The sequence below is a fragment of the Sphingopyxis sp. RIFCSPHIGHO2_12_FULL_65_19 genome (assembly GCF_001830555.1).
Lineage (GTDB): Bacteria > Pseudomonadota > Alphaproteobacteria > Sphingomonadales > Sphingomonadaceae > Sphingopyxis.
Genome location: NZ_MIAM01000056.1, coordinates 33,219 through 49,088, shown reverse-complemented (window position 1 = coordinate 49,088; position 15,870 = coordinate 33,219). Strand labels below are relative to the sequence as shown.

Annotated in this window: 13 protein-coding genes; 5 read left to right on the top strand and 8 right to left on the bottom strand. The window is 64.7% G+C overall.

The genetic code is table 11. The annotated features are described in order from the left end of the window. Positions 1–9: 9 nt before the first annotated feature. The 5 genes from A3E77_RS15770 to A3E77_RS15750 form a co-directional block, all read right to left on the bottom strand. Positions 10–1,074, bottom strand: coding sequence for a ribonucleotide-diphosphate reductase subunit beta (locus A3E77_RS15770; RefSeq protein ID WP_293647657.1), 1,065 nt, complete (start codon positions 1,072–1,074; stop codon positions 10–12). A 3-nt stretch (positions 1,075–1,077) separates the two neighbouring features. Further along, a complete protein-coding gene (locus tag A3E77_RS15765) occupies positions 1,078–1,413 on the bottom strand; it encodes a hypothetical protein (RefSeq protein ID WP_293647655.1) in 336 nt (111 codons plus the stop codon). Positions 1,414–1,477: 64 nt separating this feature from the next. Next, the gene (locus A3E77_RS15760; RefSeq protein WP_293647653.1) at positions 1,478–3,418 is read right to left on the bottom strand and encodes a ribonucleoside-diphosphate reductase subunit alpha; all 1,941 of its coding nucleotides are present in this window, start codon (positions 3,416–3,418) and stop codon (positions 1,478–1,480) included. A gap of 722 nt (positions 3,419–4,140) precedes the next feature. Further along, entirely contained in the window at positions 4,141–6,432 is a 2,292-nt protein-coding gene (locus tag A3E77_RS15755; RefSeq protein ID WP_293647651.1) for an EAL domain-containing protein, read from the bottom strand. Between the two features lie 114 nt (positions 6,433–6,546). Next, the gene (locus A3E77_RS15750) at positions 6,547–8,289 is read right to left on the bottom strand and encodes an acyl-CoA dehydrogenase (protein ID WP_293647649.1); all 1,743 of its coding nucleotides are present in this window, start codon (positions 8,287–8,289) and stop codon (positions 6,547–6,549) included. A 53-nt stretch (positions 8,290–8,342) separates the two neighbouring features. On the opposite strand from A3E77_RS15750, the gene A3E77_RS15745 reads away from it, so the two are divergent. After that, positions 8,343–9,290, top strand: coding sequence for an L-threonylcarbamoyladenylate synthase (locus A3E77_RS15745; protein WP_293647647.1), 948 nt, complete (start codon positions 8,343–8,345; stop codon positions 9,288–9,290). 19 nt (positions 9,291–9,309) lie between these two features. Here the strand turns inward: A3E77_RS15745 and A3E77_RS15740 are convergent, their stop codons facing one another. Genes A3E77_RS15740 through A3E77_RS15730 form a run of 3 tightly spaced genes read right to left on the bottom strand, consistent with a single transcriptional unit; the run spans position 9,310 to position 11,500 of the window. Next, positions 9,310–10,212 (bottom strand): DMT family transporter, encoded by a 903-nt coding sequence (locus tag A3E77_RS15740; protein WP_293647645.1) that lies wholly within the window; start codon positions 10,210–10,212, stop codon positions 9,310–9,312. Between the two features lie 9 nt (positions 10,213–10,221). Continuing rightward, on the bottom strand, positions 10,222–11,001 hold the full coding sequence (locus A3E77_RS15735; protein WP_293647643.1) for an SDR family NAD(P)-dependent oxidoreductase: 780 nt from the start codon (positions 10,999–11,001) through the stop codon (positions 10,222–10,224). A gap of 10 nt (positions 11,002–11,011) precedes the next feature. Continuing rightward, on the bottom strand, positions 11,012–11,500 hold the full coding sequence (locus A3E77_RS15730; protein WP_293647641.1) for a thioredoxin family protein: 489 nt from the start codon (positions 11,498–11,500) through the stop codon (positions 11,012–11,014). 56 nt (positions 11,501–11,556) lie between these two features. Between A3E77_RS15730 and A3E77_RS15725 the strand changes: the two genes are divergently transcribed. The 4 genes from A3E77_RS15725 (at position 11,557) to A3E77_RS15710 (ending at position 15,781) form a co-directional block, all read left to right on the top strand. Continuing rightward, the gene (locus tag A3E77_RS15725; protein ID WP_293647639.1) at positions 11,557–13,074 is read left to right on the top strand and encodes an acyl-CoA carboxylase subunit beta; all 1,518 of its coding nucleotides are present in this window, start codon (positions 11,557–11,559) and stop codon (positions 13,072–13,074) included. Positions 13,075–13,254: 180 nt separating this feature from the next. Further along, positions 13,255–14,385, top strand: a complete 1,131-nt coding sequence (locus A3E77_RS15720) for an acyltransferase family protein (RefSeq protein ID WP_293647637.1) — start codon at positions 13,255–13,257, stop codon at positions 14,383–14,385. 13 nt (positions 14,386–14,398) lie between these two features. Further along, positions 14,399–14,596 carry a hypothetical protein gene (locus A3E77_RS15715; RefSeq protein ID WP_293647635.1) on the top strand — a complete coding sequence of 66 codons (198 nt, stop codon included), beginning with the start codon at positions 14,399–14,401 and terminating at the stop codon, positions 14,594–14,596. Positions 14,597–14,677: 81 nt separating this feature from the next. Next, entirely contained in the window at positions 14,678–15,781 is a 1,104-nt protein-coding gene (locus tag A3E77_RS15710) for a S41 family peptidase (RefSeq protein WP_293647633.1), read from the top strand. The last annotated feature ends 89 nt before the right edge of the window (positions 15,782–15,870 follow it).

The following is a 15,870-nucleotide window of genomic DNA, read 5'->3' as shown; positions in this document are numbered from 1 at the left end:
TTAGTTAGGTCACTCCGCGGCGATGCCGGCTTGTTTGAACATATCCTCGCCATCGGCTTCGGCGGTGATCGCGGGGGCGAGGTCGTCGTTCGCCTTGGCTTTCTTGCGGTTGTCGAAGCTGGACCAGACATTGTTCCATTCGCCGCGGGTCGCGCCCTTGCTGTATTCGGTCGCGCGCGTTTCAAAGAAGTTGGCGTGCTCGACGCCGTTCAAGAGCGGGGCGAGCCAGGGGAGGGGGTGTTCGTCGATCATGTAGATCGGCTGGAACCCCAGCTGGCCGAGGCGCCAGTCGGCGATGTAGCGGATGTAGCGTTTGATCTCCTTCGGCGTCATGCCGGGGACGGGGCCTTGCTCGAACGCCAGGTCGATGAACGCATCTTCGAGCCGCACCGTTTTCTGGCAGGTGTCGATGATGTCTTCCTTCACCGCCTTGGTCAGGCAGTCGCGTTCCTTGGTGAAGGTGTGGAACAGTTTGATGATGCCTTCGCAATGCAGGCTTTCGTCGCGGATCGACCAGCTGACGATCTGGCCCATGCCCTTCATCTTGTTGAAGCGCGGGAAGTTCATCAGCATCGCGAAGCTGGCGAAAAGCTGCAAGCCTTCGGTAAAGCCGCCGAACATCGCGAGGGTGCGGGCAATGTCTTCGTCGTTGTCGACGCCGAACTGCTGCATATAGTCATGCTTGGCGCGCATCTCGTCATATTCGAGGAACATGCCATATTCGCTTTCGGGCATGCCGATGGTGTCGAGCAGGTGCGAATAGGCCGCGATATGCACGGTTTCCATGTTGCTGAACGCGGTCAGCATCATCTTGATCTCGGTCGGCTTGAACACGCGGCCATATTTGTCGTGGTAGCAATCCTGCACCTCGATATCGGCCTGGGTGAAGAAGCGGAAAATCTGGGTGAGCAGATTGCGTTCATGGTCGCTGATCTTTTGCGCCCAGTCGCGGCAATCCTCGCCCAGCGGCACTTCCTCGGGAACCCAATGGATCTGCTGCTGGCGCTTCCAGAAATCGAATGCCCAGGGATATTCAAAGGGCTTGTAGGTGTTGCGGGCTTCTAGAAGGGGCATGGGTTACTCCGGAAGATTGAAAGCTAGATCGTGATCGGCGAAGACGAGGAGCAGTAGAAACGCTCCTCCCAGAATATAGGGCAGGCCGGTGAGCGTGTTCCGATCCGGATTGCGCCATTCCAGATCGCGCATGTGGCTTGTGGTCTGGAACAGGCCGTAGCCGATGCAAAAGACGCCAGTCGCGAGAGTGAGCCACGCCTGAATTCCGCGTGGCGCCAGCTTGAGCAATTGCTGCGCCACGAGGATGATCACCAGCGTCAGCGCCAACCTTGCCAAGAAGTGCGCTTTGGGGCGCGCTTCCAGCCATTTGATCGGATTGATGCTGGAGAGATGCGTCACGCGATAGCGCTCCGCCGCTCTGGACCCCGGATCAAGTCCGGGGTGACGAGAGTAGGCGCGTGCGTCACTGGCACGCCAGACACTCGTCATAATCGGTGGTCTGCAGCTCGTATTTCGGGGCTTCCGACGTGTTGTCGGCCTCGACCCCGCCCGCGAAGCCGGCGCGCTGCACCGATTTCGAGCGGAGGTAATAGAGCGATTTGATGCCGAGTTCCCATGCGCGATAGTGGAGCATGAGCAGGTCCCATTTCTCGACGTCGGCCGGGATGAACAGGTTCAGCGAGGCGGCCTGGTCGATATAGGGGGTGCGGTCGGCGGCGAGTTCGAGCAGCCAGCGCTGGTCGATCTCGAAGCTGGTCTTGTAGCAGTCCTTCTCATCCTGCGTCAGGAAGTCGAGGTGCTGGACGCTGCCGCCCTTTTCGAGGATCGAGTTCCAGACATTGTCGCTGTTCTTCGCCTTGTCGACGAGCAGCGCTTCCAGATGCGGGTTGCGGATCGAGAAGCTGCCCGACAGCGTCTTGTGCGTGTAGATGTTCGCCGGGATCGGCTCGATGCACGCGCTGGTGCCGCCGCAGATGATGCTGATCGACGCGGTCGGCGCGATCGCCATCTTGCAGCTGAAGCGTTCCATCACGCCCTGATCGGCGGCGTCGGGGCAGGGGCCGCGTTCCTTGGCGAGCAGCATCGACGCCTGATCGACCTGCGCGCGGATATGCTTGAAGACGCGCAGGTTCGACGATTTCGCCATCGCGCCCTCGAACGGCAGGCCGCGCGCCTGGAGGAAGCTGTGGAAGCCCATGACGCCGAGGCCGACGCTGCGTTCGCGGCTGGCGCTATATTTGGCGCGCGCCATTTCGGGCGGGGCGCGGTCGATATAATCCTGAAGGACATTGTCGAGCATGCGCATCACGTCTTCGATGAAACGCTTGTCGCCGTTCCATTCGTCCCAGGTTTCGAGGTTCAAGGACGAGAGGCAGCAGACCGCGGTGCGATCATTGCCGAGATGGTCGCGGCCGGTGGGCAGCGTGATTTCCGAGCAGAGGTTCGAGGTGGTGACCTTCAGCCCCAGGTCGCGGTGATGCTTGGGCATCATGCGGTTCACCTGGTCGATGAAGATGATATAGGGCTCGCCGGTCGCGAGGCGCGTTTCGACGAGCTTCTGGAACAGCGAGCGCGCATCGACGGTGCCGCGGACGCTCTGATCCTTGGGGCTGCGGAGGTTGAATTCGGTGCCGTCGCGGACAGCCTCCATAAACTCATCGGTGATGAGCACACCGTGGTGGAGGTTCAATGCCTTGCGGTTGAAGTCGCCCGACGGCTTGCGGACCTCGAGAAACTCCTCGATCTCCGGGTGCGAGACGTCGAGATAGCAGGCAGCCGAGCCGCGGCGCAGCGAGCCCTGACTGATCGCGAGAGTGAGCGAGTCCATGACGCGGACGAAGGGGATGATGCCGCTGGTCTTGCCATTGAGGCCGACGGGTTCGCCGATGCCGCGCACCGCGCCCCAATAGGTGCCGATGCCGCCGCCGCGGCTGGCGAGCCAGACATTCTCGTTCCACGTGCCGACGATGCCTTCGAGGCTGTCGTCGACCGAGTTCAGATAGCAGCTGATCGGCAGGCCGCGGCCGGTGCCGCCGTTCGAGAGAACGGGGGTCGCGGGCATGAACCACAGTTTCGAGATATAATCATAGAGGCGCTGCGCATGATCCTGGTCGTCGGCATAGGCCGACGCGACGCGCGCGAAGAGATCCTGATATGATTCGCCGGGGAGGAGGTAGCGATCCTCGAGCGTTTCCTTGCCGAAATCGGTGAGCAGCGCGTCGCGGTCGCGTTCGGTGACGATGTCGAACCGGCGCGCGTGGACCTTCGCCTCGCTGCTGTCGTTGAGCTTGGCCGCTGGCGCCGATTCGCCCTTGCCTTCGGGAGCCGCCGGAGCGTCGTTCTTTGTCAGTTCCATCGTCGCCACGTCGCTCGTCTCCACCCGTTCCGTTTCCCGAAAATCCATCTTATTCGCCCCCGATATGAACGCGCACGCAGTGCGCTTTGTTCCTGTCTTGTTCGACTCGGGACGAAGCCCCGGTCTTAGCATCTAAACCTGTCCGCGTGGGCACTTTTTTGCGCGCAGGAAGGGTTTTCCCGTGTCCATATGCGATGGACGACGGAAATCCGCCACTTGCAGCCTGATACAATTTATTGGGGTGCCCCCGTGGTTGACCCACCACCTATAGTGCCACGTCGGCGGCACGATGCAAGAGAGTAAATGACAGATTGACGACTCAACTCGTCGATAATTTGATTCGTCTCGTCGCGGGTGATGGACGTTCGGAACCCGGCGGGCAAGGCATTCCGCGGGTTTCCGCCGCGCGCGCCCGAAGGCCTGTCAAAAGACCAAAATTTCGGCGATCGGATCGGCGCGCAGCTGCGGTGCGCGCCGCGTCGGACGGCGAGATCGGGAGCGGCGGAAAATAGGGCGCGGTTCGCGCCGGGCGCGTGGGCCGCGGACAAAAAGAAAGGGCCCCGGCAATGCCGGAGCCCCTCCCGAAACTTGTTTCCTGCTTAGGCTTGACCGCCACCGTTGCCGGAGCCGCCGCCGCCCAGGAATCGCCAAAACCAACCCATGACTTATCTCCTGTTCGTACTGCCCACGAGGAACAGTTAACGGAGTATATACCTTAATTGATAAGGTAAATCGAGTCTTAACTATATCCAATGCCGCCAGTTTGGCAGTTATGCGGAGCGGTTGCGCGGAAGGCCGGTAAGGGTCGCCAAAAGTTCGGAAAACAATTGCGGCTTTCCAAGATGATAACCCTGTCCGACATCGCAGCCGAGACCCGCGAGCAGGGTCATGGTTTCGGCATCCTCAATGCCCTCGGCGACCGCGACGGCGCCCAGGCGATGCGCCAGATCGATCGTCGATTTCACCACTTCGAGGTTCCGTTGCGAATCGCGCATGGTCATCACGAATCGCTTGTCGATCTTGATTTCGTCGGCTTCGATTTCGGTCAGATATTCGAGGTTTGACTGGCCGGTGCCATAATCGTCGATCGACAGGCGAATACCCGTCCGGCGCAGCTGCGCCAGCGTCTGGCGCGCCTGACGGCTGTTTTCGATCTGCGCCGTTTCGGTGATCTCGATCGTCAGGATTTCGGGCGGCAGGTGATGCGCGGTCAGCATCACCCGGATCGTGCCGACCAGGTCGCTGTGATCGAGCAGCGTCGCCGAAAGATTAACCGACATGTTGATGTGGACGCCGCGTTCGCGCAATTGCGCCGCCGACCGGATCGCCTGGTCCATCACGAACAGGGTGAGGCGATAGATGTCCTGGCTCTTTTCGGCCTGGACGATAAATTCGTCGGGCGGGATCGGGCCGCGCGTCGGATGGGTCCAGCGCGCAAGCGCTTCGACCCCGACGAGCGTCTTTGTCGCGATTTCATATTGCGGCTGGAACGCGACCCAGATGTCGCCGCCGGTCAGCGCATCCTCGAGCTGCGAATGGAAGCTCAATTGCCAGCCAGCGTCCTCTTTCTGGCGCGACGTATATTTGGTCCACAGCGAGCGCGTGCGGATCGCACGCTCGGCGGCGACGAGCGCGGCGGCGAGGCGCTGGGCGTTCGATCCCTCGAACTCGTCGTTCACGCCGAAGGCGATCGCCACGTCGACGCGCAACTCGCCGATCGTCAGCGGCGCGTTGAACAGCGCAGCGAGACCCGCCAGCTGCCCCTCGATCTGGCTGTGCTGATAATAAGGGACGAGCCAGGCAAAGGTGCCGTCGAGATCGTGGTGGAGCGTCGTGCCCTGCGATGCCAGCTGGAGTCGGCGCGTGACCTGTTCGACCAGCTTGCCGATACCGTCGCCGGGGATGAAGGCGGCAAGATCCTCGAAATTGACGACCTTGGCGGCGACGACGGTTGCGCTGCCGAAGGGCGGCAGCGACCGCAGCGCCTCGAAATTGGGCAGGCCGGAGACCGGGTTCTCGCGCTGTGCCGAGCGGCGGCGGCGGGTGCGCGACACATTGGTGCTGAGCACGACGGCGAGAAAACAGGCAGCGCCGATCTGCACCGAAATCAGCGACAGGCCGAGAAGGACTTTTGCCGCGATCAGCAGCAGGACGGTGCCGAGCGCGATGCGCGAATACCAGCGCGCGGCGCCGAGTGCGAGGGCGGCGAACAGGATGATCGATGCGGCGACCAGCGGCGGAATCCAGCCGATGTCGATCGGATTCCCGCGCTTCAGCGCTTCGCCCGCGATCAAATGGATATAGGCGCCATAGACTTTGTCGTGGCCGGGCAGATAATGCTGGTCGGGCGACGCCGAGGCGGTCGGTGCGAAAATGACGTCCTTGCCGCGCAGCAGTTCCGGATCGAGCTTGCCCGACATCAGGTCGATGGCGCTATATTGCGTGATCGTCCGGGTGTCGTAGGACAGGTCGAGCGCAAAGACCCCCGGCTTGTCGGGTTGGCGGTCGGCAAGCAGCGCCGAGAAGGTCGGGAGCAACTGGCCGTCGGCCGTGACCGCGAGCGGCACGCGCCACACCTGCCAGAAATCATATTCCCAGCAGATGCACGCCCGCGGCGCACGGGTGCCGAACGCGGCGTCGGGCCAATAGTCGACGACTGCCTTTGTCCCGTCGGTGTTGCTGCTCGGCACGGCGAGGACGATCCGTTTGTCCATGCGCCGAACGGCCTTCGCCAGCTGGGGAAACTCGCGGTCCTTGAGGCGGCGTTCGTAAGAAAAATCGACGAACAGCCGCTTGGCCGGGCTGGCATCGACTGCGCCGATCAGCTTTGCGTGGTGTGTAACGTCGAAATCGCGATTTTCGACGGCGTCCATCGTCTTGTCGTCGAGCGCGAGGATGACGGTGTCGCCCGAAACGGGCCGCCAGGCGTTCCACCCCACCGCGCTTTCGGCGATCCGGTCGATCGGTTCGGCGAGGGCCGACAGCCCTGCCGCGATGCTGAGCAACAGCGACAGTGCGATCGTTCGCCAGCTGATCATCAGGTTCTTGACCGGAATGGGCACGCACGTCTCCAGCAATTGCCGGTCGCGTCTAGTCCCAGATGGTTATCATCGCGTTAATTATGAATGAAATCCTGCGCCGCGCGATCGGGCGCGGGGCGCAGGATTCCAAGTGTTTCAGGCGATGGCCGGAAGCGGTTCGAGCGCTGCATCGCCGGCGAGCGCGGAGGCGGCGAGGCCGGTCGCCGCGGGGACGATCTGTTCGAGATAGAAGCGCGTCGAGACGATCTTCGCGTCGAGGAAGGCGCGGTCGCCATGGCCTTCATCGAGCGCGGCGCGCGCCGCCTTGTGCTGGATCGCCATCAGCCAGCCGCAGGTCGCGGTGGCGAGCATGGTGAGATAGGGATAGCTTCCCGCAAGCCGGTCGCCGGTGTTCGCGGCGACCATCCAGTCGGTGACCGCGCGGCACGCATCGACGAGCTGCTGCAACTGGGGGAAGTCGGCGGCGCCGTGCGCGATATCGTCGATCAGCGAGCGGACGAGATCGCCGCCCGCCATGCCGAGCTTGCGCCCGACGAGGTCGGCGGCCTGGATACCATTGGTGCCTTCATAGATCGGCGCGATGCGCGCATCTCGATAATGCTGCGCGGCGCCGGTTTCCTCGATGAAACCCATCCCGCCGTGCACCTGCACCCCGAGGCTCGCGACCTCGCAGCCGATGTCGGTCGCGTGCGCCTTGACCAGCGGGATGAGGACGTCGGCGCGCATCGCGGCGGCTTCGTCACCCAATTTGCCGAAGTCGATCTGCGCCGCGGCATAATAGGTCAGCGCGCGGGCGGCTTCGGTCTGCGCGCGCATCCGCCACAACATGCGGCGAACGTCGGGGTGCTGGTCGATCGTCACCGGGGTGCGATCGGGTGAACCCGCGAGCGCCGACTGGACACGCTCGGCGGCGAAACGCTGCGCCTGCTGCGTTGCGCGCTCGCCGACCTGGATGCCCTGGCATCCGATCATCAGCCGCGCATTGTTCATCATCACGAACATCGCGCGCATCCCGCCCATTTCGTCGCCGACGATTTCGCCGAGACAATCCTCGTCCTCCCCATAGACCATGACGGCGGTCGGTGAGCCGTGGATGCCGAGCTTATGTTCGATCGAGGCGCAATGGACGCCGTTGCTGATCGTCGGACGGCCCGTGTCGTCGAGGCGGTATTTGGGAACGACGAACAGCGAAATGCCGCGCGTCCCCTCGGGCGCGCCGGGGGTGCGCGCAAGGACGAGGTGGACGATATTGTCGGTGAGGTCATGCTCGCCGAAGGTGATGAAGATTTTCTGGCCCTTGATCCGGTAGAGCCCGGCGTTGGGGCCGTCTGTAACCTTCTCCGCCGTCGAGCGCAGCGCGCCGACGTCGCTGCCCGCGGCGGGCTCGGTCAGGTTCATCGTGCCGTTCCATTCGCCGGTGACCAGCTTGGGAAGCCAGGTCCGGCGCTGGTCCTCGGTGCCATAGGCCATCAGCGCGTGGATCGCGCCGGGGGTCAGGATGCTGCACAGCGAAAAGCCCATATTCGCGCTGCCCAGCGCCTCGATCACCACCGTCGCGAGGGTGAAGGGCAGGTCCTGCCCGCCATATTCGCCGGGGCCGTCGATGCTGCCCCAACCCGCCTCGACGAACTGTTTATATGCGTCCTTGAAGCCCGGCGGCATGGTGACCTGGCCGTCCTGCCACCTGGGATTGACTGTGTCGCCGACGCGGTTGAGCGGGGCGTAGACGTCGGCGGCGAACTCGCCGATGCCGGTGACAATCGCCTCGACCATGTCGGGGGTCGCGGCGGCGAATTTGTCGTGCGCCGCCATCGCGTCGATGCGCGCGATATGGTTGAGGACGAAAAGCTGTTCGGTGGTGGGCGGCGTGTAGGTCATGGCGGAAGCCGACTTTCTTGATGAATCTCGTTGCGCGGGCGCTATAGCGCGGCATGGCCGATCCCTCAAAGTCCACAATTACACTTCGGTTCGATAGCCAGACTATCACGGACGCGAAGATGCTGATCGGGGAGGGGCAACTCGTCGCGGTGCCGACCGAGACGGTCTATGGCCTCGCCGCCGATGCGCGCAATGCGGAGGCGGTGGCGCGCATCTATGCCGCGAAGGGGCGACCCGATTTCAATCCGCTGATCGTGCATGTGCCGGACCTTGCTGCGGCCGAGACGCTGGGCGTGTTCGGCGCGATCGAGCGGAGGTTGGCGGACCGTTTCTGGCCGGGGCCGCTGACCTTGGTCGTGCCGCGCAGCCCCGACTGCCCGGTTGCGAGCATCGCGACGGCGGGGCTCGACACGATTGCGATACGAGTGCCGGCGCACCGGGCGATGCGGGCGCTGCTGGCCGAGACCGGCGCGCCGCTCGCGGCGCCGAGTGCCAATGCAAGCGGGCGGGTGAGCCCGACAAGGGCAAGCCATGTGCTCGCTAGCCTCGACGGGCGGATCGCACTGGTGATCGACGACGGGCCGACGAAGGCGGGGGTCGAATCGACGATTGTGCGGGTCAAGGACGGCGCGGTCGAAATACTGCGGCCGGGGCCTGTGACGTCGGATATGTTGGGCGAAGCGAGCGGCTTGCCGGTATCGGGGGGGAAGGGATCGGACATCGTCGCGCCGGGGATGCTCGCGAGCCATTATGCGCCTGGCAAGCCGGTGCGGCTGGGGGCGGTCGATTTTGCCGCAGACGAGTTCGGGATCGGATTTGGGGCGGTCGCGGGGGACTATGACCTGAGCGCCGCGGGCGATCTGACAGAGGCGGCGGCGCGTCTGTTCGATGCGCTGCATGCGGGCGCGGCGAGTGCGAAAACGAAAATCGCGGTGGCGGCGATTCCGGTCGAGGGCTTGGGCGCGGCGATCAACGATCGGCTCGCGCGCGCGGCGGTGTGAATTTGTATGAGATTATTGTTTACGCCGCCGCCGGCTCCACGGGATCGCCGTGCGGCGCCTTGCGCGCGACGATCAGGCAGGCGGCGACGATCAGCACCGCGCCCGCCAGCGTCGGCCAGGTGACGGCTTCGTCGAAAAAGAACCAGCCGAACAGCATCGCCCAGAGGAAGCCGGTATATTCGGTGGTCGCGAGGATCTGCGTTTCGGCGCGGGCATAGGCCCAGCTCAGCAGCAGCAGCGAACTGGTCGCAAGGATTGCCGCGCCGACGATATTCGGGGCTTGTTCCGCACCGGGAACGGCGAGGAACCAGGGCGCGCCCAGCGCGAGGGTCGCGGCGACGAAGAAATTCTGGAAAAAGGCGATCTCCATCGGCTCGGCCATTTTCGCCTGCCGCCGCGCGAGGATGAGGTTGTAGGCATATAGCAACGCCGAGAGGAACACTGCGCCGACTGCAAGCAGCGCCTCGTCCGAATAGTCGCTGCCGCCAAGCTTCCCCGCGACGATGACGAGTACGCCGCACAGGCCCAGCATGGACGCGGCGATCGAGCGCGGGCCGATCTTTTCGCCGAGGAAGATCGCGGCCATATAGAGCGCCATCAGCGGCGCGACGAAGGCGAGCGCGATCGCCTCCGCCATCGGCAGCCGCGCGAGCGCCCAGAAGAAGCTCAGCGCCATGCCCGCGACGAACAGCGAGCGCCATGCGTGGATCCGCATCGTTGGCCGGTCGGGCCATTTGGGGCGGCTGGCGAAATAGAGCGCGCCCGCGAGCAGCGTGCCGGTGCCGGTGCGCCAGAGGACAGCGTTATAGGCGCCGATGTCGATCGACAGCCCCTTCATCAGCACGTCCATCGCCGAAAAGGTCGCGATCCCCGCGCAGGCGATCAGGAAGGGGATGACGGGCGAGGGCGAATCGGGGCGCATGGAGGCGCCTTAGCGAAAGGTCGCCTGTCCCGCGCCATCGATATTGAGTTTCTGGCCCGAGCAATAGCTGTTCGCGCCCGAGACGAACCACACCACCGCCGCGGCGACGTCGGCGGGGACGGCGACGCGGCCAAAGGGCATTTTTTCGTCGAGGTGATGGATGTCGGCCTCGCCGGTGATCGCGCGCGACAGTTTCTCGCCCATGTCGCTGACGGTGAGCGCGGGGGCGACGATGTTGACGCGGACGCCATTGCGCAGCTCCTCCTTCGCGAGGGTGAGCGCGAGGGCTTCGCCCGCCGCCTTCGCCATCGTGTAGGGGGCGCCGTTCGGCGAGTTCACATAGGTCGCGATGCTGGAGATGACGATGATGTCGCTGCGGGCGTGGGTGCGCAGCTGCGGCAGCGCGAGGCGCGACAGGCGGTGCGGCCCGGCGGCGTGGACGGCGAACAGCTTGTCGACCTCTTCGGGGCTGGTGTCGGCCACCGACAGCCCGCGGCTGGCGATGCCGGCGTTGTTGATCAGGATCGACATGGCGCCGAAGTCGGCCTCGATTGCGGCGACCATCGCGGTGCACGCGGCTTCGTCGGTCACGGAGGCTTGGTAGGCCTTGGCCTTGCGGCCGAGGGCTTCGATCGCGGCGACTGTTTCGGCCGCGGCCTCTTCGCCGCGCGTATAGTTGACCGCGATGTCGGCGCCCGCCTCCGCCAGCCCCAGCGCAATGCCGCGGCCGATGCCGCGCGACGCGCCGGTGACGAGCGCGACGCGCCCCGCAAGGTTCATCTCGGCCATGTCTCTCTCCCTAGTTCATCAGTTCATTATAGATGTCGTCGTCGCTGCGGCTGGCGGCGTTGCGCCATTTGGGCGCGGCCTTGCGGTTGAGGACGGTGCCCTCCGCATCGACGATCGCGACGGTCGGCGTCCCCTTGATCCGAAAGCGGAAGCGTTTCGCAACCTCGGGATTCCGGCCGAGGCCGCGGACATGCGGCATGCCGATGTCGGCGTAGACGATTTCGTAACGCGCGCGGACGGGGGCGAAGCGGTCGGTGGCGATGAGGTTGGCGAGCCAGGCGCTGTCATGGCACCCGCCGGTGCCCATCACCAGGAGCACCCGCTTGCCGGTTTGACCGGCTTTGGCGAGCGCCGCGTCGATGGAGGCCATCGGGTCCGGATCGAACGCTTCGCTTTTATAAGCATCCTCGACGCCGGGGAGCGTGCGCGGCTCGCTGGCCGCGGCGGGCGCGGCGGCGAGCAGCGCGACGGTGAAGGCGAGGGCGATAGGACGCGTCATGGGCCGACGATAGGTTTTGCATGACGTTTCCGTCAACGTAAGATAGCCTTTGCGCCATGAGCTGGGAAAAAGAGATCGACGAACTGGGTCAGCGCCGCGCGATGGCCGAGAAGATGGGCGGCGAGGAAAAGGTCGCGCGCCAGCACAGCCGCGGCAAGATGGACGCGCGGGCGCGGCTCGCGGCGATCGTCGATCCGGGCAGTTTTCGCGAGATCGGGAAGATCGCGGGGCGGGGGACTTACGGACCCGATGGCGAGCTGGAGGATCTGGCGGCGTCGAATTTCATCTTCGGGCGCGCCAATGTGGGCGGGCGGCCGGTGGTCGCCAGTGCCGACGATTTCACCGTGCGCGGCGGCGCGGCCGATGCGGCGCTGCACCGGAAATTTGTTCAGTGCGAGGCGATGGCGCATGAATATCGCCTGCCGCTGATCCGCATGATCGACGGCACCGGCGGCGGCGGGTCGGTGAAAACGCTGGAGGATATGGGCTATACCTATATCCCGCATGTGCCGGGGTGGCATGAGATCATCGCCAATCTCGATACGGTGCCGGTGGTGGCGCTGGCGCTGGGGCCAACCGCGGGGCTGGGCGCGGCGCGGGTCGTCGCGAGCCATTACAGCATCATGGTGCGCGGGCTGTCGCAGCTGTTCGCGGCGGGACCGGCGGTCGCGGCGGCGATCGGCGATACGCTGGACCGTGAGGAATTGGGCGGGGTTGACGTCCATACGCGCAATGGCGTCGTCGATGACGAGGTGGCGAGCGAGGCCGAGGCTTTCGCGGCGGCGCGGCGGTTCCTGTCTTACCTGCCCTCGTCGATCCACGATCGGGCGCTGCGGACCGAATGCAATGATCCGGTCGACCGGCGCGAAGAGAGCTTGCTGTCGGTCGTGCCGCGCGAGGCGAAGCAGGTCTATTCGATGCGGCGCATCTGTTCGGCGGTGTTCGATCAAGGCAGTGTCTTCGAGATGGGGGCGCGGTGGGGGCGCGCGGTGATCACCGCCTTTGCGCGATTGGACGGCTATCCGGTCGCGGTGCTCGCGAGCGATCCGTCCTATCTGGGCGGATCGTGGGACGCGAAGACGAGCGAGAAGGCCGAACGGTTCGTGAAGCTGGCCGACCAGTTCCGCCTGCCGATCGTCCACCTGGTCGACAATCCGGGTTTCATGATCGGCGGCGAGGCCGAGCGCACGGGGACGATCCGTTACGGGGTGCAGGCGATGAACGCGATTTACCGCGCGACGGTGCCGCTGGCGTCGGTTGTGGTGCGGCGCGCCTATGGGATCGCGGGCAGCGCTATGTCGAACGCCGAGCGGTTCCAGTACCGCTTTGCGTGGCCGTCGGGCGACTGGGGCAGCCTGCCGATCGAGGGCGGGGTCGAGGTCGCGTACAAGAGCGAGCTGGAGGCGGCGGAAGACCCGGCGGCGCATCTGGAGGCGATCCGCGAGCGGCTCAATCGCGTGCGCTCGCCGTTCCGCACCGCGGAGAAATATGGGGTCGAGGATATTATCGATCCGCGCGACACGCGGCCTTTGTTGTGCGAATTTGCCGAGTTGGCTTGGCGGGTGGTGAAATAGCCACTTCCCTTCCCGTTTACGGGAGGGGCAGCGAGACTTGGGCCTGCGTAGCAGGCGCTAGTCGCAGCGGGGTGGGCATATGGCGCGGCGTTGCCCGCCCACCCCACTGCGGCTAGCCAGCAAGCTGGCAAGCCTCGTTGCCCCTCCCGCTTGCGGGAGGGGATTGATCGGGAAGGGAATATGACCGGCGGACGCCACTACGGCATGGACTGGCTGCGCATCGCGGCGTTCGGCCTGCTGATCCTCTATCATATCGGCATGTATTTCGTGCCGTGGGGCTGGCACGTCAAAATCGCCGAGCCGCTCGATTGGGTCACCATTCCGATGCTCGCGACGAACGGCTGGCGCTTGGCGCTGCTGTTCCTTGTGTCGGGATATGCAAGCGCGGCGTTGTTTGCGAAACTCGGCGGCAGCGCGGCGTTCGCGCGGTCGCGCAGCGTGCGGCTGCTGGTCCCGCTCGTCTTTGGCATCATCGTCATCATCCCGCCGCAGCCGTGGATCGAACTGGTGGGGCAGCACGGCTACGCCGATGGCTTCCTGCATTTCTGGGCCCACGACTATTTCCGCTTCGGGTCGCTGGAGGGCATCATCCTGCCCACGTGGCAGCATCTTTGGTTCGTCGTCTATCTGTGGGTCTATACGATGCTCGCGGCCTTGCTGCTCGCGCTGATCCCGGAGCCGGCGCGTGCGAAAATCACCAGCATCGCGGCGGGGGCTTTGCGCGGGTGGCGAATGTTGGTCGCGCCGCTGGCGTTGTGGGCGCTGATCTATGTCCTGTTTCCGACGCATGACGAAACGCACGCGCTGTTCGACGATGGACCGTCGCATCTTCATTATCTGGTGCCCTTCTTCGTCGGCTGGCTGCTTCGCGTGCGGCCGGTGCTGTTCGAGACGGCGGCGCGATATTGGAAGGTGGCGCTGGTCCTGGCGCTGCTCGCCTTTGTGCCGGTTGCCTGGATCGAATGGACCTGGGCGGGCGGCACGGTCGCGCCCGACGCGGTATTCCCGCCCTATCATTTGATGCGGCTGGTCAACGGGTGGATGGCGATCGTTGCGTTCGTGGGAATCGCCGACCGTTTCTGGAACCGCGACCATCCAAAGCGCGCGATGCTCGCCGAAGCGGTGTTCCCCTTTTACATCATTCATCAGACGATCATCGTCGTCGTTGGCTGGTATCTGTTGCAAGCGGGCGCTGCGGCGCTGCCATCGTTCCTCGTCCTCCTGGTGACGACGACGATCGGATGCTGGCTATTCTACATCATCGGGCGCAACATCGGCTGGCTGCGGCCGCTGATCGGATTGCAGCGATAATAGGGAGGGCGACATGGCAGCATTGAAGGGCATTTTGGCGATCGTCGGCATTGCCGCGATCCTCGTCGGCGGACTGTGGGTGTTGCAGGGGCTCGATATCGTGCGCTGGCCGGCCAGCAGCTTCATGCTCGGCGACACGACGTGGACGCGCAACGGGGTGATCCTTGCGATCGTCGGGGTCGTGCTCGTCTGGTTCGCGCGGAAGAAATAAGGCAACCGACTACAAATGTAGTTGATCTGTGTTATTGATATGATACACGCCTTTCCGGCCGGGGCTGGATGGGAGATGAGGATGATTGTTTCTTCGCGTATTTTGCCCGCGCTGTTGCTCGCCGCCGGGATGGCGGTCGTGCCGATACTGGCGCCGCCGCCCGCCTATGCGGCGGACGAGGCGAGCGCCGATGGGGTTGCCGAAACATATGCGGCGTTGCTCGAACGCGACTATGTCTATCCCGACACGGGCAAGCGTTATGCCGCTGCGATCCGCGCGGGCATCGCGGCGGGACGCTATAAGTCGCTGTCCGGCCCGGCGCTGGGGGAGGCGATCGACGCCGATGTGAACGCCGTCGCACCCGATGGGCATTTGCGCATCCGCGTGCCCGAAGCGGCGCGCACGCCAGCGGCGACGACGCCGGGCGCTGCGGCGCCGGTGCGCCGCTCGCCGAAGGTGCCCGTCGAGCAGGCGGGCTGGATCGCGCCGGGAATCGCCTTCGTCCGCTTCAACGTCTTTCCGATGGATGCGACGGTGACCGCACAGGCCGCGAAATTCATGACCGACCATGCCGATGCGAAAGCGATCATTTTCGACATTCGCACGCATAATGGCGGCGGGCTCGACCAGATGGATGTGATTTTCCCGTGGTTGTTCGCCGAGCCGACGCGGCTGGTGACGATGGCGACGCGCGCGTCGGTCGATGCGCGCGGCGGATCGCCGATTGCCGGGCTGGCATCGATGCGCCCTGCGAAGGGCGACGCGGGCATGGTGACGCGCGAACATTGGGCAACGCCGAATGCCGATACGCGGCTGCACGATGTGAAAGTCTATGTGCTGACGTCGGGCGCCAGCGCGTCGGCCGCCGAGCATTTCGCGCTCGCGATGAAGCATACGCGGCGCGGCACGCTGGTCGGCAGCGCGACGGCGGGTGCCAATCATTTCGGGACCGGCGAGGATCTGGGCGGCGGTTATGCGGCCTTCATCCCGGTGGGACGCACTTATGATCCCGTGACCGGCAAGGATTGGGAGGGCGAGGGCGTGCTGCCCGACATCGCGGTGCCGCCGGCCGACGCGCTGCTGCGGGTGCTCACCGACCTTGGCGTCGCACCGGCAGACGCCAAGACGCTGTCCGATGCGCATATGCCAAGCTGGCCGATGGAGCGGCGGCGGCCGCGGAAATAAGCGACGCCCCACTTCCGTTCGTGTCGAGCGAAATCGAGACATCTCGAAAGGGTATATGATCCGCGGGCATCTCGCCGTCGCTCGATGCG